Raw genomic sequence first — 21250 nt, forward strand, 5'->3', positions numbered from 1 at the left:
CATTTTGTAGGGACTTGTTACTACCATCGTCGAATGGTTCTATAGCCCCGGCCCGGCTAAAACAGGGTCATACAAAAACAACTATTCCACCGAGGTAAGAAAGATGAGTGCGGCTTCCCTGTATCCCGTTCGTCCCGAGGTTCTGGCTAACACGCTGACCGACGAGGCGACCTACAAGGCGATGTACCAGCAGTCGGTCGTCAACCCCGACGGCTTCTGGCGCGAGCAAGCCAAGCGCCTTGACTGGATCAAGCCTTTCACCACGGTGAAGCAGACTTCCTTCGACGATCACCATGTCGACATCAAATGGTTCGCCGACGGCACCCTGAACGTTTCCTACAACTGCCTGGACCGTCATCTGGCCGAGCGCGGCGATCAGGTCGCGATCATCTGGGAGGGCGATGACCCTGCCGAAAGCCGCAACATCACTTACCGTGAACTGCACGAGCAAGTGTGCAAGTTCGCCAACGCCCTGCGTGGTCAGGACGTACACCGCGGCGACGTGGTGACTATCTATATGCCGATGATCCCCGAAGCCGTGGTCGCCATGCTGGCCTGTACCCGGATCGGCGCGATTCACTCGGTGGTGTTCGGCGGTTTCTCGCCGGAAGCCCTGGCCGGTCGCATCATCGACTGCAAATCCAAAGTGGTGATCACTGCCGACGAAGGCATTCGTGCCGGCAAGAAGATCCCGCTCAAGGCCAACGTCGACGACGCGCTGACCAACCCGGAAACCAGCAGCATCCAGAAAGTCATCGTGTGCAAGCGCACCGGTGGCGACATCAAGTGGAACCAGCATCGCGACATCTGGTTCGAGGACCTGATGAAAGTGGCCGGCACCGTGTGTGCGCCGAAAGAAATGGGCGCCGAAGAAGCGCTGTTCATCCTTTACACCTCCGGCTCCACTGGCAAGCCGAAGGGCGTGCAGCACACCACCGGCGGCTACCTGTTGTACGCGGCCATGACCCACGAGCGCGTGTTCGACTACCGCCCGGGTGAAATCTACTGGTGCACCGCCGACGTCGGCTGGGTCACCGGCCACAGCTACATCGTCTACGGCCCGCTGGCCAATGGCGCGACCACGCTGCTGTTCGAAGGCGTGCCGAACTACCCGGACATCACCCGGGTGGCGAAGATCGTCGACAAGCACAAGGTCAACATCCTCTACACCGCACCGACCGCGATCCGCGCCATGATGGCCTCCGGCACCGCCGCCGTTGAAGGCGCCGATGGCAGCAGCCTGCGCCTGTTGGGTTCGGTGGGCGAGCCGATCAACCCGGAAGCCTGGGATTGGTACTACAAGAACGTCGGCAAGTCCCGTTGCCCGATCGTCGACACCTGGTGGCAGACCGAAACCGGCGGCAACATGATGAGCCCCCTGCCGGGCGCTCATGCGCTCAAGCCGGGCTCTGCGGCGCGTCCGTTCTTCGGCGTGGTGCCGGCCCTGGTGGACAACCTGGGCAACATCGTCGAAGGCGAGGCCGAGGGCAATCTGGTGATTCTCGATTCGTGGCCAGGCCAGGCGCGTACGCTGTTTGGCGACCATGACCGCTTCGTCGACACCTACTTCAAGACCTTCCGTGGCATGTACTTCACCGGTGACGGCGCCCGTCGCGATGCCGATGGTTACTACTGGATCACCGGTCGCGTGGACGACGTGCTCAACGTGTCCGGCCACCGCATGGGCACCGCCGAGATCGAAAGCGCGATGGTCGCGCACCCGAAAGTCGCCGAAGCCGCTGTGGTCGGTGTGCCGCACGACATCAAGGGGCAGGGCATTTATGTCTATGTCACCCTTAAGAACGGTGAAGAGCCGAACGAGCAGCTGCGCCTGGAACTGAAAAACTGGGTGCGCAAGGAGATCGGCCCGATTGCTTCACCGGATGTGATTCAGTGGGCGCCGGGGCTGCCGAAGACTCGTTCGGGCAAGATCATGCGCCGGATTCTGCGCAAGATTGCCACGGCTGAATATGAGGGGTTGGGTGATATTTCCACCCTGGCTGATCCGAGTGTGGTGCAGCATTTGATTGATACCCACAAGACCATGAATGTCGCGTAAGCGGCGGTTCTGAGTCACTTAAACGCCCTGTCAGGTGTTGAGCCTGGCGGGGCTTTTTTGTGCCTGGGTTTTGTGTTGGTTGGGCTGGCCTCATCGCGAGCAAGCTCGCTCCCACAGGGGATCTGTGGTGAGTGCGATATTTGCGTTCGACACAAAACCATTGTGGGAGCGGGCTTGCTCGCGATAGCGGTTTAGCAGGCGCTACAGCAACATCTACCAATAATTATCGGGATAATCTGTCGGCATTTTCCTACTGTTACCTGCGTTCTTTCAGGTTACTGAATGTGTAACCGCATCGCGCCAATACGGGGCATTGGGAAACGCCAGTGCTTAAATCCGGCCCTGAAATGCGCCTCAAAAAAATAAGCCGCTACACTGCGCTTGCCGGATTAGAAGGGTTTGCCAATAATAGGCCCGCAATTTGCAACATAGATCGGTTCACTATCTTTTGCTCTTGCATGATTTTGCAGGGCTGTCAACGTGCTAAAACGGCTTTCTCGGTGCTTCTGTAATTAGTTGTCGCATTGAAGAAATATCGGCCTCGGGCCTGTCGTTAGAATGCCGATCACTCGCTCGTCGTTGCTCGTGTTGAATTTCAACACCCGCTTCCCAGGACGCAGCACTGCTTTCTGGTTCCACTCATTCGCATATTGGGCTGTCGCTCACTCTGCCGTTTTTGCCCTTTACCGATGGAGTCCCAAGATGAAGAAACTCGTGCTGCTTGGCGCCCTGGCACTGTCCGTGCTGTCCTTGCCAACCTTCGCCGATGAAAAACCTCTGAAAATCGGTATCGAGGCGGCTTACCCTCCGTTCGCGTCCAAGGCGCCGGATGGCAGCATCGTTGGTTTCGACTACGACATCGGCAACGCGCTGTGCGAAGAAATGAAGGTCAAGTGCGTGTGGGTCGAGCAAGAGTTCGACGGCCTGATCCCAGCGCTTAAAGTGCGCAAGATCGACGCGATCCTGTCATCCATGTCGATCACTGAAGATCGCAAGAAGTCCGTGGACTTCACCAACAAGTACTACAACACTCCGGCTCGCCTGGTCATGAAGGCCGGCACTCAGGTCAGCGAAGGCCTGACCGAGCTCAAGGGCAAGAACATCGGCGTGCAGCGTGGTTCGATCCACGAGCGTTTCGCCCGCGAGGTCCTGGCCCCGCTGGGTGCCGAGATCAAGCCTTACGGTTCGCAGAACGAAATTTACCTCGACGTGGCCGCCGGCCGCCTCGACGGCACCGTGGCAGACGCTACGCTTTTGGATGACGGCTTCCTGAAAACCGATGCCGGTAAAGGCTTCGCCTTCGTCGGCCCTGCGTTCACCGACGTCAAATACTTCGGCGACGGCGTAGGTATCGCGGTGCGCAAGGGCGACAAGGAAGATCTGGACAAGCTCAACAACGCCATCGCAGCCATTCGTGCGAACGGCAAGTACAAGCAAATCCAGGACAAGTACTTCGCCTTCGATATCTACGGCAAGTAATTCGTCCCAGCGACAAGTCCGAAATGGCGCAAGCAACAGGATCTCTGAGGTTTGCGCCATTTTTTCATCCCAACTTTCGAGGACCTGAATCATGTTGAAAGGCTACGGGGCTGTCATCCTCGATGGCGCTTGGCTGACGCTTCAGCTCGCCTTGTCGTCCATGGCCATGGCCATCGTTCTGGGCCTGATCGGCGTGGCACTGCGTCTGTCGCCGGTGCGCTGGCTGGCCTGGCTGGGCGACCTGTATTCCACGGTGATCCGCGGTATTCCCGACCTGGTGCTGATCCTGCTGATTTTCTACGGCGGCCAGGACCTGCTCAACCGCGTCGCACCGCTGCTCGGCTTTGACGAGTACATCGACCTGAACCCGTTGGCGGCCGGTATCGGCACCCTGGGCTTCATCTTCGGTGCGTACCTGTCGGAAACCTTCCGTGGCGCCTTCATGGCGATCCCCAAGGGTCAGGCCGAAGCCGGCATGGCCTACGGCATGAGCAGTTTTCAGGTGTTCTTCCGGGTGTTGGTGCCACAGATGATTCGCCTGGCGATTCCGGGTTTCACCAACAACTGGCTGGTATTGACCAAGGCTACCGCGCTGATTTCGGTGGTGGGTCTGCAAGACATGATGTTCAAGGCCAAGCAGGCGGCCGATGCCACCCGCGAGCCTTTCACCTTCTTCCTCGCAGTAGCCGCGATGTACCTGGTGATCACCAGTGTGTCGTTGCTGGCATTGCGTCACCTTGAGAAGCGCTACTCGGTAGGCGTAAGGGCGGCTGATCTATGATCTTCGACTACAACGTCATTTGGGAGGCCATGCCGCTGTACCTTGGCGGCCTGGTGACCACCCTCAAACTGCTCGCGCTGTCGCTGTTCTTCGGCTTGCTGTGCGCCTTGCCGCTGGGCCTGATGCGTGTCTCGAAGAACTCGGTCGTCAACATGTCGGCCTGGCTCTACACCTACGTGATCCGCGGCACGCCGATGCTGGTGCAGCTGTTCTTGATCTACTACGGTCTGGCGCAGTTCGAAGCCGTGCGGGAAAGTTTCCTCTGGCCGTGGCTGTCCAGCGCAACGTTCTGTGCGTGCCTGGCGTTCGCGATCAACACCAGCGCCTACACCGCCGAAATCATCGCCGGCAGCCTGCGCGCCACGCCGAACGGCGAGATCGAAGCGGCCAAGGCCATGGGCATGTCGCGGGTCAAGATGTACAAGCGCATCCTGCTGCCGTCGGCCCTGCGTCGCGCGCTGCCGCAGTACAGCAACGAAGTGATCATGATGCTGCAGACCACCAGTCTGGCGTCCATCGTGACCCTGATCGACATCACCGGTGCCGCGCGCACGGTCAACGCCCAGTTCTACCTGCCGTTCGAGGCGTACATCACCGCTGGCGTATTCTACCTGTGCCTGACCTTCATCCTGGTGAAGCTGTTCAAGATGGCCGAGCGCCGCTGGCTGGGCTACCTGGCCCCGCGCAAGCACTGATATCACTGACTGACTGTTTTTGTGAGAACCGACAGCATGTACAAACTTGAAGTCCAAGACCTGCATAAACGCTATGGCAGTCACGAAGTGCTCAAGGGCGTGTCCCTGAAAGCGGCAGCCGGCGATGTGATCAGCATCATCGGTTCCAGTGGCTCCGGCAAAAGTACTTTCCTGCGCTGCATCAACCTGCTGGAGCAGCCGCACGCGGGCAGGATTCTGCTCAACAACGAAGAGCTGAAGCTGGTGGCGAACAAGGACGGCGCGCTGAAGGCCGCCGACCCGAAACAGCTGCAACGCATGCGTTCGCGCCTGTCGATGGTGTTCCAGCATTTCAACCTGTGGTCGCACATGACCGCGCTGGAAAACATCATGGAAGCGCCGGTGCATGTGCTGGGCGTGTCCAAGGCTGAAGCACGCGAGAAGGCCGAACACTACCTGAACAAGGTGGGCGTGGCCCATCGCAAGGATGCTTACCCTGGGCACATGTCCGGCGGCGAGCAGCAGCGCGTGGCGATTGCCCGTGCGCTGGCGATGGAACCTGAGGTGATGCTGTTCGACGAACCGACCTCGGCCCTCGACCCGGAGTTGGTTGGCGACGTGTTGAAAGTCATGCAGGCTCTGGCCCAGGAAGGCCGGACCATGGTCGTGGTGACCCACGAAATGGGCTTTGCCCGTGAAGTGTCGAACCAGTTGGTGTTCCTGCACAAAGGTGTGGTTGAAGAAAGCGGTAACCCGCGCGAAGTGCTGGTGAACCCGCAATCCGAGCGTCTGCAGCAATTCCTGTCGGGTAGCCTGAAGTAATCGCTCCCGTTACGCACCAAATTAGGCCATGCTGCGCAGCGCGCGCCAGATGGTCTAATTTGGTTGCAGCCGCTTTTGGCTTCTAACACTGTTTTCGTTTCGGATTGCCCACCATGACTGCCCATCGAATTGGTTTCCTGATTTGGCCCAGCACTAAAGCACTGACGCTTGCGCTGGCTGAGGAGGCCTTGCGTGTTGCCCAGCGTGTGCATCCGGACGTGGTTTACGAGCTGTCGTTCCTGCAGGCCGAAGCGCCGAGCGAAAGCGCCTGGCAATTGCCGGGTGAGGCGTGGACCGGCAAGCTCGAAAACTTCCAGAAACTGTTCCTGCTCGCTGACGAACCACCGACCACACTGGCGCCGGCGCTCAGCAGTGCGCTCAAGCAACTGGTGCGTTCCGGTTGCGTGATCGGCGGTCTGTCGGCCGGTGTTTACCCGCTGGCGCAGTTGGGTTTGCTCGACGGTTATCGCGCGGCTGTGCATTGGCGCTGGCAGGACGATTTCGCCGAGCGCTTTCCGAAGGTCATCGCCACCAGTCACTTGTTCGACTGGGATCGCGATCGCCTGACCGCGTGCGGCGGGATGTCGGTGCTCGACTTGTTGCTGGCCGTGCTGGCCCGCGATCACGGTGCGGAACTGGCCGGTGCGGTGTCCGAAGAACTGGTGGTCGAACGCATCCGCGAGGGCGGCGAGCGCCAGCGCATTCCGTTGCAGAACCGCCTGGGTTCCAGCCATCCGAAGCTCACACAAGCAGTGTTGCTCATGGAAGCCAACATCGAAGAACCGCTGACCACCGACGAAATCGCCCAGCACGTGTGCGTATCCCGTCGGCAGCTGGAGCGGATCTTCAAGCAATACCTCAACCGCGTGCCGAGCCAGTATTACCTGGAACTGCGCCTGAACAAGGCCCGGCAGATGTTGATGCAAACCAGCAAGTCGATCATCCAGATCGGCCTGTCCTGTGGCTTCTCCTCGGGGCCGCATTTCTCCAGCGCCTACCGCAATTTCTTCGGTGCCACGCCGCGGGAAGATCGCAACCAGCGGCGCAGCAGCAGCCCGTTCGAATTGTCATCGGTGCCGCCGGAACGCGGGTGATCAGCACCTGATCCCGATCAGTCTTCCGGTTCGGACGCCTCGGACGTCGACACCTCCAATTCTGCCCGATCGATCACTTCCTGAATGCCGAAGTCGACACTGGTCAGCCTGAAATACTCGATCAGGATCTGCAGGCTGTCTTCGGAGAACGGATTGCCCCGCAAGTTGATGCTTTCGGCGATCTCCAGCGGCAGTTCGAGGAGGTCGGCGGGTATCCGGCTGATTGCGTTGTCGCTCAGGTCTACGGTTTCCAGGCTCTTGAGCTGCAACAGTCCAGCGGGTAATTCGGTGAGCCCGCAGTTGTCCAGTTGCAGGGTCGCCAGGTCCGCCATCTGGCTGATATCCGGAGCCAGCCCCAGCGGATTGTTCCTCAAGTCGATGAATTCCAGGCGGGCCATCTCGGCCAGGTTCAGGGCAGACTGCGGGGTCAGGGTGATGTTGCAGTTGAGGAGATTGAGCGATCTCAAATCGCTCATCCGGAATATCGCCTCCGGAATATCGCCTAGCCTGAAGTCGTTGATAACGAGGGTCTTGAGTTTGGGGAAGCACTCCAGGAATTCGGTGACGCCTGTGGTCAGGCCACTCTCGCTACTCAGGTAAACCAGAGAAACATGGCTGAAGTCTGCGCTCAGTGTCGGCAAGTTACCGGTAATCCGTGTCTCCAGACTCAGGTCATAAGTAGTTGCTTGCAGTGAAACGTCGAAGTCCTCCGGGTCGCTTTCCCGGCGCCAGCAGCGCAGTACGGACTCTCTGAATGCGTCCCGCGTCGAATGTTCGATCAGCAGTTGCTGGGCAGTGAACGGTTGATTGCTGTGGGGGTGGACGGCGGGAATATTGCCGGTCCAGGCGGACAGGTCGTTCTCCAGGGTGGTGAGTTCGACTTCCAGGCGGGTCAGTTCGACTCGCCCCTCATCCAGGGTCCCGGGCAGTTTGTAGACGAATTTGCTGGCGTCTTCCTGGTCCATCCAGGGGTACAGTGCCTGGGCGCGGTGGATATCTGTTTCTTCGGCAAAGATACCGAAGTCCTGACGGGTCTGCTGGAAGTGCTGTTTGAGGCGTTCGCGGGCTGCGTTTGAAAGCGGATTGTTGCCCAGGTCGAAACCCTCCTGGGTGCGTTGTTGCAGTGTGAACAATGCGCTGGGCAACTCTTTGATCTGGTTGTTATTGAGCAGGGCGGTGCGCAGGCGTGGGCGAGTCAATAATTCGCGCGGGAGTTCAGTAATGCCCGTCTGCGATAAGTCGATGTAATTCAAATCGGGCATGCTGCCGACATCGGGTGTCATGCCCAAGGGGTTCTTGTACAGGTCCATTGTGGTCAACCGATGCAGGCCCGCGAGCCCGACCTGGCTTTCGGGGCTGAGGGTGATCGCGCAATTGCTCAGAATGAGTTCTTCGAGTTGCAACGATGGAAGGGTGTCCGGTAAGTGGCCAAGGTTGAAATCGCGCAGTTTCAGGATGCGTAAACCGGTAAAGCTGCGCAGAAACTCATGCATGCCCCGCGTGGCGCTGCTGCCTTCCAGTGTAAGCATTGTGACGCCGCTGAAGTCGGTGCTCAGGGCTGGCAATTCGCCGATGATCGGTTGGAAGAAGTTGAAGTCGACTCTTTCAAGCGCGGTCTCGGGAAGGGTCCATTGCTGTCGCCAGCAGTCCATCAGGTCGATGGTGAACTGTCGACGGACCTGCTTTTGTGCAGCGAATTGCTCGGGAGTGACCCTGAGTTGTGTGTCTGGAATAAACAGCGGAGTTTCGTCGCGCCAGGAAGAAAGCGTTTCCTGGAGCTGCGTGTGTTGAACCATAAGCCGATTCAGTTCTGCCCGCGGTCCGTTTGGGTGCTGTTGCAGGCGTTCGACGAAGGCGTCGAGCTCTTCGGCGGATAGATGGGGGAACAGTGTCTGAGCCCGAGCTTGCAAGGTAGGTGTGTTGCGTGGCATTTGACGATACCCGTCACCGCCACCGAGCAAGCGCATTACCTTTGGGTCGTAGGTGGGTTTGAGGTTGGGGTGTCGAGCCAGCAGCGAGCTTAATGCGTCACGGCTCAAGGCGTGATTGCGAATTAACTGTTTGAGTCGTTCACCTTCACCGATATGAAGGTTCAGGGCGGTGCGTTCACTGTCCGGCATGGCCTGTAATAGGCATGCGTAAAGCGAGTCCATGCCGCTGAGTTCTTCGCCGTCTTGATCGAACGCCTGATACTCGCCTTCTACTCTGAGCACCAGCACTTTACGCAGGGGCGCGTCGGCACTGCCAACGCTGTCGATCAGGAGGCCTTCATGGGCGTACTGGCGGGTTTCCAGTCGTAGCTGTCCCGTCCAGCCTGGCAGTTTTTCCAGGGTGTGCAAGGCCAGCCGGTCGGTGTCGAGGTTGTTCTCGGTCGATGGCAAATCAAGCCCCTCGTAGGCGCGTGTCACTCGTACTTGTAATCTGGCCTCCTGGCTCAGCTCGACCAGGCGAGGGGAAATGGTTGGTTTTTTCAGCTGTTGCAGTTCCTGTTCGTTTGCTGTGTTCACAATCGCTTCTGCAACGCTGCTTGGTAGTCCGGGCTCAGCATCCATGACTGCTTGTATGGGGCCTTGAGCGCCACGTTCGAGTCTGCGATAACGCTGATCGAACAGGCCTTGCCGTTTCTGTTCGGCAAGCCGCGCGAGTATCTTGCGCAACCGCTGCGCCCGGTTTTCCAGGCCAGGGGAGGGGTGACCGAATTCTTCGCCCATCAGCGTTCTGGCTTCGCTGTCCGACAGGGTCAGGAGAAAGGTTTTCAGCAGGTCGCCGTCGGTGAGGCGGGTGGCGTCGATTTCCACCACGGGTACATCGGGCGCCGGGCTTTGCCAAAGGGTTTGCGCATTTTCGTCGATCAGTCGCAGGCCTTTGTTTGCCGGCCAGTAACCGTTTTCATTGAGCAGTTCCAGCTGTGTCACGGGATCCGCCTTGAGGAAGTGCTCCGGCTGGTCGCTGCCGATCTGATCAATAAAGGTTTGTATGTCCTGATCGATCCTGAAGCGTTTGAGTGTGTCGGCCAGTAACGGCGGCACCTGCCCGGCATGCACGTGTATCTTGCGCAGGGTATCTTCGTGGCTGCCGCTGATGCTGAGGATGCGCTCGCGGGTGCTGGCCGAAAATCGCTGCATGTCCGGGCCGATACGGTGCAGCACGGTGGCCTGGTCCCAGCTCAACGGCTGGTCGAGTTCGGTTTGCCAGGCGCCGGTGCCGTTGTGCCGCAGTTGTGGTTTGTAGGCGTCAGGGCGGGAGGGGTGGTCGATGCGGTACTCGCCGATGACGGAGTCCTCGCTGATGGCGTAGTTTTTGCCTTCCAGGGGTAACAGGGTTTTACCTTGATGCCTGTGCAGTCCGAGTGAATCCGGTTTTGAGTCTGCCGGGAGTGTGGCGGGGTGCTCGTAGGCGGTCAGGTCGGGTTTCCAATAGCGGGTTTCGCCATTGGGCCGCTTCACCGAATTGAAACGGTCGATGAACTGCACAATTTCCTTGGGCAGGATCGCGCGAAATTCTCCCGCCGCGATCACGCCACCCACCGCAAAGGTGCCCAGTTGTACGGCGGTTTCAACAACGCCCATGAAATGCTCGAAGGCCTCGGTGGTGTGGCCCTCGGCCCAGTCAACAATGCTTTCGAAGGTTTCGTCGAGCAACTGGTAGGCCATGTAGGCCAGCATCAACTCGCCAAGGAAGGGTACGAACGGCAGGGCAATAAAGGCCGCGATGTTCAGCAGGGTCGAAGCTATTTCCGTAAAGGAGTCCCATAAGGCCCAGCGGGCTCTCTGGTCGACTGTTGCGGTGGACACGGCGATCACTCGCGCATCGTTGAGGATCTTGTTGAGCTTGCTCTGATAGAGGTGGGTCAAGAGATCGTCTTTCACCGGTGTGGCCGCAATGTGCAAGTCGGGACGTTGGTTAGGGCGCTCTCGCCAGGTCGGGTGCGGATCGCCCGGTGGAACAGGCTGCCAGGTTAAAGGTGATAGCTCGTTGTTCAACTGCGCGAAAAAGTACCCACGATCCTCATGATTGATGAATCGACTGAAAAACTGTTGGTATTCGGGGGCACGCAAGCGCTGACCAAGTTCCTCGGCGAAGGCGGCGGTTGAACTGTATTCCTTGATCGGGTGTTCGGGGTCGTCAGGAATGTAGGCCACCACTCTGACCACTTCTGTTGCGCGCTCCAGATCCGGTGCAAACAAAACGATGCCGGTCAGGCGAGCGTTCATGATTGTCAGTTCATGGTAGCCCCAGGGCAGACCATGCAAACGTAAAGAAGGCAGGTTGTCGAGCAAGCCAAGAGTCAGTCGGTGGACGTCACTGCCCAGCAATTTTTGCATCTGCGCCATGTGCAGGGCAGCGGTGAGTGCGGTTTTCTGGCTGTCGTGAATTTTCGATTTCAGTATTGCCGCGGCCACGGGATTGCTGATGCCAAGGTTGTCGTCCAGATACTCTTTATAGCGCTGGCCAATGTCCAGTTCCCGGCAGAGGCTGGTAAAAGCCGTGATGGGCATCTTTTCCAGTATCTGCGGCAATGTATTGAATTGCCCGGTAGCAGAGGGGGGCGTGATGTAAGTCGAGGCGGGCTCGAAGGCGTCTGCTTTGGTTTCGGTGCTTTCAAAATTGTGCAGTGCGGCATCCAGCAGGGACACCGTCCAGGTGCGCGCAGCGCCGGATTTCAGCCGAAGCCATGGGATGTGAGCCGGGATGTAAAGGCGAAGGAACGTTTTACGAGCGTCCAGTTCCAGGCCGAATCGGGTCTTGAGCGCCGCTTCGAGAAGTGGTTCGGCGAAGTCGGCGGGGCTCTGCAGCTTTGCCATCATTTGATCAACCTGGTTCTGGCTGGTCACATGACGGGCAATGAGTTTGCCCAGTTCTGCATGCTGATGGGGTGGAGCGTCCTTGAGCCCGGCCGGAATGCCTGGCGCGCTGTTGCGCAGTGCCTCACGCCGATGAGGCGTTGCTTGGCGGAGCCAGGAGGGGATCACGTTGCTCAAGTGCTGATAGTGAGCGTCTGGCCTGAAGGCGTCGCTAGCAATGTCGGTATGTTGGGTATTCATGCGGTTAAGGTGACCATCGAAGTGGGATGAGGCCCTTAGGAAACCGCGCGAACCCGGACGCTGTGCGGTACATATTTACCGCACTCGGGTCATTGCCATGAGTTACAACGCAGCAAGCCTGCCGCAAACGTCCGCCGCCAGTTAAACTGCGCCTTTGCGACCCTATATGTCGCATTGCCGTAAACCCGGGAAAATCCGGGGTTTGCGCTATAAGAAGTTGTCGCTTGGCGGCAAGGCCGGGCTGAAAACTGTCCTTACAATCCTCACCAAGCTCGCCAGTTTCAGGCGAGTGTTTTCTCTTCAGGAGACTCCGATGTCCGTTGAGCACGCTGCGGTACAACGCGCCGATTTCGATCAGGTAATGGTTCCCAACTATGCGCCTGCCGCATTCATTCCTGTGCGTGGCGCCGGTTCCCGCGTTTGGGACCAGTCCGGTCGCGAGCTGATCGACTTCGCCGGCGGGATTGCCGTCAACGTATTGGGTCACGCGCATCCGGCGCTGGTCGGTGCCTTGACCGAGCAGGCGAACAAGCTGTGGCACGTGTCCAACGTGTTCACCAATGAGCCGGCGCTGCGCCTGGCGCACAAGCTGGTCGACGCCACCTTTGCCGAGCGCGCCTTCTTCTGCAACTCCGGCGCCGAAGCCAACGAGGCCGCGTTCAAGCTGGCCCGTCGTGTCGCGTTCGACCGTTATGGCAGCGAGAAGTACGAGATCATCGCCGCGCTCAACAGCTTCCACGGCCGTACCCTGTTCACCGTGAACGTCGGTGGCCAGTCGAAGTATTCCGATGGCTTCGGTCCGAAGATCACCGGCATCACCCACGTGCCATACAACGATCTGGCTGCGTTGAAAGCTGCCGTTTCCGACAAGACCTGCGCCGTGGTCCTGGAGCCTATTCAAGGTGAGGGCGGCGTACTGCCGGCCGAACTGGCCTACCTGCAAGGCGCCCGCGAACTGTGCAACGAGCACAACGCGCTGCTGGTGTTCGACGAAGTGCAAACCGGCATGGGCCGTACCGGCCACCTGTTCGCTTACCAGCATTACGGCGTGATCCCGGACATCCTGACCAGCGCCAAGAGCCTGGGCGGTGGTTTCCCGATCGCCGCCATGCTGACCACCGAAGACCTGGCCAAGCACCTGGTCGTCGGCACCCACGGCACCACTTACGGCGGCAACCCGCTGGCGTGCGCTGTCGCAGGTGCGGTGATCGACGTGATCAACACCCCAGAGGTACTGGCTGGCGTCAATGCCAAGCACGACAAGTTCAAGGCACGCCTTGAGCAGATCGGCGAGAAATACGGCCTGTTCACCCAGGTCCGTGGCCTGGGTCTGTTGATCGGCTGTGTGCTCAGCGATGCCTGGAAAGGCAAGGCCAAGGACATCTTCAACGCCGCTGAACAAGAAGGCCTGATGATTCTGCAAGCCGGCCCGGACGTGGTGCGTTTCGCCCCGAGCCTGGTGGTGGAAGACGCCGATATCGATGCCGGTCTGGACCGCTTCGAACGTGCCGCGGCAAAACTGACGCAAGCCTGATAGACCCTTCGACGCCTGATCTTTCAGGCGTCGAACCCAATTTTTATGCCGGGCCCGCTTTACTGTAGGAGCGAGCTTGCTCGCGATGGTGGATCATCCACATTGGTGTCGACTGACACTCCATCGCGAGCAAGCTCGCTCCCACAGGAGTTCCAAGGCGGCCCCGGCTTATTTCCCTCAAAAGAGTTTTAGAAAGGAGTGACACCATGCTGGTGATGCGCCCCGCGCAAATGGCTGATCTGGGCGAGGTACAGCGTCTGGCTGCGGACAGTCCGATTGGTGTCACTTCCTTGCCGGATGACGTTGAGCGCCTGAGCGACAAGATCGCGGCAAGCGAAGCCTCGTTCGCCGCCGAAGTGAGTTTCAACGGTGAGGAAAGTTATTTCTTCGTTCTCGAAGACTCCGCCACCGGCAAGCTGGTCGGTTGCTCGGCCATCGTGGCGTCGGCCGGTTACTCCGAGCCGTTCTACAGCTTTCGCAACGAAACCTTCGTGCACGCTTCCCGCGAGCTGAAGATTCACAACAAGATCCACGTGCTCTCCCAGTGCCACGACCTGACCGGCAACAGCTTGCTGACCAGCTTCTATGTGCAGCGCGAGTTGGTGGGGTCGCCTTGGTCGGAGCTCAACTCCCGTGGCCGTTTGCTGTTCGTGGCCAGCCATCCGGAGCGTTTTGCCGATTCCGTGGTGACCGAAATCGTCGGTTACAGCGATGAAAACGGCGACTCGCCGTTCTGGGATGCCATCGGCCGCAACTTCTTCGACCTCAACTACGCCGAAGCCGAGCGTCTGTGCGGGCTGAAAAGCCGTACGTTCCTTGCCGAACTGATGCCGCATTACCCGATCTACGTGCCACTGCTGCCGGACTCCGCTCAAGAAGCCATGGGCCAGGTGCACCCCCGCGCGCAGATCACCTTCGACATTCTGATGCGCGAAGGTTTCGAGACCGATCACTACATCGACATCTTCGACGGTGGCCCGACCCTGCATGCCCGTGTCTCGGGGATCCGTTCGATCGCCCAGAGCCGTGTGGTGCCGGTGAAGATCGGTGAGCCGGTCAAAGGTGTCGGTCGCCAGTACCTGGTTGCCAATGCCCAGTTGCAGGATTACCGCGCGGTCATGCTCGAGCTCGATTACGCGCCGGGCAAACCGGTGACCCTGGACCTGGAGGCGGCCGAAGCCCTGGGTGTCGGCGAGGGTGCCAGCGTGCGCCTGGTCGCGGTTTAACAGCGACCTGGCCTGATTGCTCGTTTAGAAAGCAGCGAAGTTTCACGGGTGGCGCAAGCGGCCCGTTTGAGGAGATAGCATGATCGTTCGTCCCGTACGCAGCAGCGATTTACCCGCTCTGATCGACCTGGCCCGCAGCACCGGCACCGGCCTGACCACCTTGCCGGCCAACGAAGAGCGGCTGGCCCATCGGGTTGGCTGGGCCGAGAAGACCTTTCGCGGCGACGCCGGGCGGGGCGACGCGGACTATCTGTTCGTGCTCGAAGATGACGACGGGCGCGTGGTGGGTATTTCCGCCATTGCCGGCGCCGTTGGCCTGCGTGAGCCCTGGTACAACTTCCGGGTCGGTCTGACGGTCAGCGCTTCGCAAGAGCTGAACATCTATCGTGAAATCCCGACGCTGTTCCTGGCCAACGACCTGACCGGCAACTCCGAGCTGTGCTCGCTGTTCCTGCACGCCGATTACCGCAGTGGCCTCAACGGTCGCATGCTGTCCAAGGCGCGGATGCTGTTCATCGCCGAATTCCCGCAACTGTTCGGCAACAAGATCATTGCCGAAATGCGCGGTGTTTCCGACGAGGCCGGACGTTCGCCGTTCTGGGAAAGCCTGGGCCGGCACTTCTTCAAGATGGAATTCAGCCAGGCTGACTACCTGACCGGCGTGGGCAACAAGGCGTTCATCGCCGAACTGATGCCGAAATTCCCGCTGTACACCTGCTTCCTGTCGCCGGATGCGCGCAACGTGATCGGTCAGGTTCATCCGGACACCGAGCCGGCGCTGGCCATGCTCAAGAGCGAAGGTTTCAGCTACCAGGGCTACGTCGATATCTTCGACGCAGGCCCGGCGATCGAATGCGAAACCGGCAAGATCCGCGCCGTGCGCGACAGCCAGGCGCTGGTGCTGGCCGTCGGCACACCGGGTGACGATGCCACGCCATTCATCATTCACAACCGCAAGCGCGAGGACTGCCGGATCACTGCCGCGCCTGCACGTCTGGCCGCCGGCACCCTGGTGGTCGACCCGTTGACCGCCAAACGTCTTCAACTCAACGCGGGCGATCAAGTGCGCGCCGTGGCGTTGTCCGCAGCTCGGGAGTCGAAATAATGAAGTCGCTTTACATCGCAGGTGAATGGCTGGCAGGTGGGGGCGAAGCCTTCGAGTCGCTGAACCCGGTGACCCAGCAGGTACTGTGGTCCGGCGTCGGAGCCACCGCCGATCAGGTCGAGTCGGCTGTGCAAGCGGCGCGTCAGGCGTTCCCGGACTGGGCGCGGCGCACCCTGGAAGAGCGTATCTCGGTGCTGGAGGCCTTTGCCGCCGCGCTGAAGAATCACGCTGACGAATTGGCTCATACCATCGGCGAAGAAACCGGCAAACCCCTGTGGGAAGCGGCGACCGAAGTCACCAGCATGGTCAACAAGATTGCCATCTCGGTGCAGAGCTACCGCGAACGTACCGGCGAGAAGAGCGGGCCGCTGGGCGATGCCACCGCTGTGCTGCGCCACAAACCCCACGGTGTGGTGGCGGTATTTGGCCCGTACAACTTCCCGGGTCACCTGCCGAACGGCCATATCGTGCCGGCACTGTTGGCCGGTAACAGCGTGCTGTTCAAGCCAAGCGAACTGACACCGAAAGTCGCTGAGCTGACGGTCAAGTGCTGGATCGAGGCTGGCCTGCCGGCCGGTGTATTGAACCTGCTGCAAGGCGCTCGCGAAACCGGTATCGCCCTGGCGGCGAACCCGGGCATCGACGGGCTGTTCTTCACCGGTTCCAGCCGCACCGGCAATCACCTGCACCAGCAATTCGCCGGTCGTCCGGACAAGATCCTGGCGCTGGAAATGGGCGGTAACAACCCGCTGGTGGTCGATCAGGTCGCCGACCTCGATGCCGCGGTGTACACCATCATTCAGTCGGCGTTCATTTCCGCCGGCCAGCGTTGCACCTGTGCTCGTCGCTTGCTGGTGCCGCAAGGTGCTTGGGGCGACTCGTTGCTGGCGCGCCTGGTGGCGGTCAGCTCGACCCTCTCAGTCGGAGCCTTCGATCAGCAACCGGCGCCGTTCATGGGCTCGGTGGTTTCCCTTGGCGCTGCGAAAGCGTTGATGGATGCGCAGGAACATCTGCTGGCCAACGGCGCCGTGGCACTGCTGGAAATGACTCAGCCTCAGGCTCAATCGGCCCTGCTGACCCCGGGTATCCTGGACGTGAGCGCCGTTGCCGATCGTCCTGACGAAGAGCTGTTCGGCCCGTTGCTGCAGGTGATCCGCTACGCTGATTTTGAAGCGGCGATCGCTGAAGCCAACGACACCGCCTACGGTCTGGCCGCCGGCCTGCTGTCGGACTCCGAGGCGCGTTACCAGCAGTTCTGGCTGGAAAGCCGTGCCGGTATCGTCAACTGGAACAAGCAACTGACCGGTGCCGCGAGCAGCGCGCCATTCGGCGGCGTAGGGGCCTCGGGCAACCACCGCGCCAGCGCTTACTACGCGGCGGATTACTGCGCGTACCCGGTGGCCTCGCTGGAAACGCCGAGCCTGACCATGCCTGCTGCCCTGACACCTGGCGTGAAGATGGCGTGATGCCCATCGCGGGCAAGCCCGCTCCCACAGGTTCGGTGGCGTTCACATATCTTGTGTACGACGCAATCACTGTAGGAGCGAGCTCGCTCGCGATGGCCGCGACGCGGTCTAAAAGAACAGTTACTGAAGCCTATAACAACAGATTCTCGTGGAGCCTCGCTGATGAAATCCTATGAAGTCAATTTTGACGGTCTAGTGGGGCCGACCCATAACTACGGCGGCCTGTCCTACGGCAACGTCGCGTCCCAGAGCAACAGCCAGCAGTCTTCCAACCCCAAGGAAGCGGCGCTGCAAGGCCTGGCAAAGATGAAAGCGCTGATGGAAATGGGTTTCCAGCAAGGCGTACTGGCACCGCAAGAGCGCCCGGATGTGGCTGCACTGCGTCGCCTGGGCTTTGGCGGCACCGACGCTCAAGTGATCGAGCGCGCTGCCAAAGAGGCGATGCCGCTGCTGGTGGCCAGTTGCTCGGCGTCGAGCATGTGGGTGGCCAACGCGGCGACCGTCAGCCCGAGCGCCGACACCGCTGATGGCCGCGTGCATTTCACCGCCGCCAACCTCAACTGCAAATACCACCGCAGCATCGAACACCCGACCACCAGCCGCGTGCTGGGGGCGATGTTCGCTGACCAGAAACACTTCGCCCACCACGCCGCCTTGCCAGCCGTGGCGCAATTCGGTGACGAAGGCGCGGCCAACCACACGCGTTTCTGCCGTGAATACGGCGAGGCCGGTGTCGAGTTCTTCGTGTTCGGCCGCAGTGCGTTCGACACCCGCTACCCGGCACCGCAGAAGTACCCGGCGCGCCAGACCCTCGAAGCGTCCCAGGCCGTTGCCCGTTTGCACGGCTTGAGCGATGACGGCGTGGTCTACGCGCAGCAGAACCCGTCGGTGATCGATCAGGGCGTGTTCCACAACGACGTGATCGCCGTGGGTAATGGTGAAGTGCTGTTCTATCACGAGGACGCGTTCCTCGAGACCGAGAAGATGCTCGCTGAATTGCAGAGCAAACTCGCCAAAGTCGGTGGGAAATTTCAGTCTGTGTGTGTGCCACGTTCCGCCGTCAGCGTGGAAGACGCGGTTCGTTCCTACCTGTTCAACAGCCAACTGCTGTCGCGTCCTGACGGCTCCATGCTGTTGATCGTGCCGGAAGAATGCCGTGGCAACGAGCGTGTCTGGCAGTACTTGCAGGGTTTGACCAGCTCCGGCGGCCTGATCCGCGAAGTGAAAGTCTTCGATCTCAAGCAGAGCATGCAGAACGGCGGTGGCCCTGCTTGCCTTCGACTGCGTGTCGCGCTCAACGAAACCGAACTGGCGGCCGTCAACCAAGGGGTTATCATGACGGCACCGTTGTACGGCACACTGACCGAATGGGTCGAGAAGCACTACCGCGACCGCATGACCGAAAACGATCTGGCGGACCCGCAATTGCTGCTTGAGTGCCGGACGGCACTGGATGAACTGACGCAAATCCTTAAACTGGGCGCGGTTTATCCATTCCAGATCAATTGATCGACGGCGCGCCGCTTTCTACGGCAGCGCGCTGATTCATCTCAAACGAGAGCGTAAAGACATGAGCGATACCCTGCAGCTGATCCTTGAAGACACCGACGGCACGCAACTGGAAACGTCCTGCACCCGCGTCGCGGTCCTGTGGCAAGGTAAAGAGCTGTGGATCCAGCAGGACGGCCGTGGCCAGTTGCTGATCGGCGTGGACGTCGAAGAAGGCGACGCCGAGTACGCCAACCTGCTGTTGCGCCCATTGGCGACTAATCTGGTAAGTCTGCAACTGGAAATGGAACCGGCTGACCTCGGTGACGACGAGGAACACGTCCACGGCCCGGACTGCAACCACGATCACTAAGGAAACCGCTCTATGCTCGCCCTCGGCAAACTGCTTGAACTGACCCTCGCCGGCCGCGAACCGGCGGAGAAGACTCAACTGACTGTCGAAGGCGTGCGCATGCGCTGGTTGAGCGAAGGTGCGCTGGAAGTCCGGCCACCTGAAGCGCGTGACAACGGCCTGGACCTGCTGCTTTCGGCGGGGATCCATGGCAACGAAACAGCGCCGATCGAATTGCTCGATCGCCTGTTGCACGACATTGCCCGTGGCGATCTGAAGCCGCGCGCACGTATTCTGTTCCTGTTCGGCAACCCGGAAGCGATTCGCAAGGGCGAGCGTTTCGTCGAGCAGGACGTCAATCGGCTGTTCAATGGCCGTCACGAACAAAGCAGCGGTTGCGAAGCCCTGCGCGCCTGTGAGCTGGAACGTTTGGCTGCCAGCTTCTTCAGCCTGCCGGATCGCCAGCGCCTGCACTACGACCTGCACACGGCGATTCGTGGTTCGAAAATCGAGCAGTTCGCCTTGTACCCGTGGAAGGAAGACCGCCAGCATTCGCGTCAGGAACTGGCGCGCCTGCGTGCTGCCGGCATGGAAGCGGTGTTGCTGCAGAACAAGCCGTCCATCGTGTTCAGCTCCTATACCTACGACAAGCTGGGTGCCGAGGCTTTTACCCTGGAGTTGGGCAAGGCGCGGCCGTTCGGTCAGAACGACGGTGTCAACGTCTCGCTGCTGGAGAGGCGTCTCAAGCAGATCATCGAGGGCACCGAACCAGAACTGACTGAGGACGCGCTGGACGGTTTGCAGCTGTACAGCGTGGCGCGAGAAATCATCAAGCACAGCGACAGCTTCCGCCTGAACCTGCCGGCGGACATCGAGAACTTTTCAGAGCTGGAAGTGGGTTACCTGCTGGCGGAAGATATCGCCAACACCCGCTGGATCATCGAGGAAGAGGGCGCCCGGATCATCTTCCCGAACCCCAGGGTGAAGAATGGTTTGCGTGCCGGCATCCTGGTCGTGCCGACCACCGACGAAAACCTGGCCTGATTACGGCATTTAACCTCTGTAGGAGCGAGCTTGCTCGCGATGAATCTGAAAACGCCGCGGGGTGCCAGGCTTCCCGCGTTATCGTTGACGACTATCGCGAGCAAGCTCGCTCCTACAAGGTTTTCGGCTTTTAGACAGCTACCGCGCGCGGTTCAGTGCGGCGCAGCGAACGGATTTTCAACAGCGTATCCGCACAGGTCTTTGCCGCTTCCTGGCCTTTATGCAGGAAATGCTCGAAGAAGAACTTCTGGTGTTCTTCGCCTGCATGGAAGTGGTGCGGGGTCAGGGACACCGAGAACACTGGCACTTCGGTTTCCAGTTGAACCTGCATCAGGCCGCTGACCACCGACTGGGCGACGAACTCGTGACGGTAGATCCCGCCGTCCACCACCAGGGCTGCGGCGACGATGCCGGCATAACGACCGGTCTTGGCCAGCAACTTGGCGTGCAGGGGCATTTCAAAGGCGCCGCCGACTTCGAAGAAATCGATGTCGGATTCCTGATAACCCTGGGTAATCATTTCGGCGACGAAGCCTTTACGGCTCTGATCGACAATGTCCTTGTGCCAGCAGGCCTGGATGAACGCTACGCGCTCGCCCTGATGGTGTTTGCTTTTGCTGTCGATTGCGGTGGGTTGCATGTTCTGACTCCTGTTTGTGTGAAAAACAGGGCGTTATGAATCGAAGGGGATTTGAGGGTACGCACGCTCGCACGAATGCCGGCGGACGGCCCTTTGTTGTCAATCCCGTTCTCTCTTCATCCGGACTATGACCGTCGGCCCCGGGATCACACCGGGTCTGCTGACCTTGCTGTCAGGCACCGCCGAAGCCGTGCTGTCACCAAGCGCTCGCGGGCTATGCGCATTGCGCGCAATTACCGCCGGTGGGGAGTTGCACCCCGCCCTGAGAACGTTTTTGCCGCCAAAATGTTTGGCGGCGCAGCGTTTTTATCACATATTTGCGGTATGCGCATGACCCCTTTTGGATGATTGTCATCGACTTTTCCGTTGGTTTAATCGGCCTTTTCCTACGCAAGGGTTGATTAATCGTCGCCATGCCCGCAGTAATTCTTTCCTGAAAGG

General features: G+C 59.8%; 15 protein-coding genes and 1 riboswitch. Of the genes, 13 read left to right on the forward strand and 2 right to left on the reverse strand.

Going from position 1 to position 21250, the window contains the following annotated elements; all coding sequences use genetic code 11:
* Positions 1–103: 103 nt before the first annotated feature.
* The 6 genes from acs to argR all read left to right on the forward strand — a co-directional run bounded on the left by acs (position 104) and on the right by argR (position 6909).
* Positions 104–2059 (forward strand): acetate--CoA ligase, encoded by a 1956-nt coding sequence (acs, locus tag AC1RS8_RS14625; protein WP_154860380.1) that lies wholly within the window; start codon positions 104–106, stop codon positions 2057–2059.
* A gap of 702 nt (positions 2060–2761) precedes the next feature.
* Complete coding sequence (locus AC1RS8_RS14630; RefSeq protein WP_056724133.1) at positions 2762–3538, forward strand: ABC transporter substrate-binding protein; 777 nt, start codon at positions 2762–2764, stop codon at positions 3536–3538.
* Between the two features lie 91 nt (positions 3539–3629).
* Positions 3630–4319 carry an ABC transporter permease gene (locus tag AC1RS8_RS14635; RefSeq protein WP_015096506.1) on the forward strand — a complete coding sequence of 230 codons (690 nt, stop codon included), beginning with the start codon at positions 3630–3632 and terminating at the stop codon, positions 4317–4319.
* The gene (locus AC1RS8_RS14640) at positions 4316–5014 is read left to right on the forward strand and encodes an ABC transporter permease (RefSeq protein ID WP_056724135.1); all 699 of its coding nucleotides are present in this window, start codon (positions 4316–4318) and stop codon (positions 5012–5014) included. The genes AC1RS8_RS14635 and AC1RS8_RS14640 overlap by 4 nt, the downstream gene beginning before the upstream one ends.
* A 36-nt stretch (positions 5015–5050) precedes the next feature.
* Complete coding sequence (locus tag AC1RS8_RS14645) at positions 5051–5815, forward strand: ABC transporter ATP-binding protein (protein ID WP_057713607.1); 765 nt, start codon at positions 5051–5053, stop codon at positions 5813–5815.
* A gap of 113 nt (positions 5816–5928) precedes the next feature.
* Positions 5929–6909 carry a transcriptional regulator ArgR gene (gene argR, locus AC1RS8_RS14650; protein WP_057713608.1) on the forward strand — a complete coding sequence of 327 codons (981 nt, stop codon included), beginning with the start codon at positions 5929–5931 and terminating at the stop codon, positions 6907–6909.
* 17 nt (positions 6910–6926) lie between these two features.
* On the opposite strand, the gene AC1RS8_RS14655 is transcribed toward argR, so the two are convergent.
* Positions 6927–11954, reverse strand: coding sequence for a dermonecrotic toxin domain-containing protein (locus tag AC1RS8_RS14655; protein ID WP_489339097.1), 5028 nt, complete (start codon positions 11952–11954; stop codon positions 6927–6929).
* A gap of 313 nt (positions 11955–12267) precedes the next feature.
* Here AC1RS8_RS14655 and AC1RS8_RS14660 point away from each other — a divergent pair, with 313 nt between their 5' ends.
* The 7 genes from AC1RS8_RS14660 to astE all read left to right on the forward strand — a co-directional run bounded on the left by AC1RS8_RS14660 (position 12268) and on the right by astE (position 20169).
* Positions 12268–13488: an aspartate aminotransferase family protein gene (locus AC1RS8_RS14660; RefSeq protein ID WP_057713610.1), complete on the forward strand. Its 1221-nt coding sequence runs from the start codon at positions 12268–12270 to the stop codon at positions 13486–13488.
* Positions 13489–13694: 206 nt separating this feature from the next.
* Positions 13695–14714: an arginine/ornithine succinyltransferase subunit alpha gene (aruF, locus tag AC1RS8_RS14665; protein WP_046042322.1), complete on the forward strand. Its 1020-nt coding sequence runs from the start codon at positions 13695–13697 to the stop codon at positions 14712–14714.
* A 79-nt stretch (positions 14715–14793) separates the two neighbouring features.
* Positions 14794–15819, forward strand: coding sequence for an arginine N-succinyltransferase (gene astA / locus AC1RS8_RS14670; protein WP_489339096.1), 1026 nt, complete (start codon positions 14794–14796; stop codon positions 15817–15819).
* Positions 15816–17285, forward strand: coding sequence for a succinylglutamate-semialdehyde dehydrogenase (gene astD, locus AC1RS8_RS14675; protein WP_489340642.1), 1470 nt, complete (start codon positions 15816–15818; stop codon positions 17283–17285). The genes astA and astD overlap by 4 nt, the downstream gene beginning before the upstream one ends.
* A 162-nt stretch (positions 17286–17447) precedes the next feature.
* The gene (gene astB / locus AC1RS8_RS14680) at positions 17448–18794 is read left to right on the forward strand and encodes an N-succinylarginine dihydrolase (protein WP_223459297.1); all 1347 of its coding nucleotides are present in this window, start codon (positions 17448–17450) and stop codon (positions 18792–18794) included.
* Between the two features lie 61 nt (positions 18795–18855).
* On the forward strand, positions 18856–19146 hold the full coding sequence (locus AC1RS8_RS14685; RefSeq protein ID WP_090457332.1) for a topoisomerase II: 291 nt from the start codon (positions 18856–18858) through the stop codon (positions 19144–19146).
* 12 nt (positions 19147–19158) lie between these two features.
* Positions 19159–20169 (forward strand): succinylglutamate desuccinylase, encoded by a 1011-nt coding sequence (gene astE / locus AC1RS8_RS14690; protein WP_489339095.1) that lies wholly within the window; start codon positions 19159–19161, stop codon positions 20167–20169.
* 130 nt (positions 20170–20299) lie between these two features.
* On the opposite strand, the gene AC1RS8_RS14695 is transcribed toward astE, so the two are convergent.
* Positions 20300–20809: a 6,7-dimethyl-8-ribityllumazine synthase gene (locus AC1RS8_RS14695; RefSeq protein ID WP_057713615.1), complete on the reverse strand. Its 510-nt coding sequence runs from the start codon at positions 20807–20809 to the stop codon at positions 20300–20302.
* Between the two features lie 103 nt (positions 20810–20912).
* Positions 20913–21083: riboswitch (FMN riboswitch) on the reverse strand.
* Positions 21084–21250: the final 167 nt, after the last annotated feature.

It is taken from the genome of Pseudomonas sp. GW821-FHT12A04, from assembly GCF_058807755.1.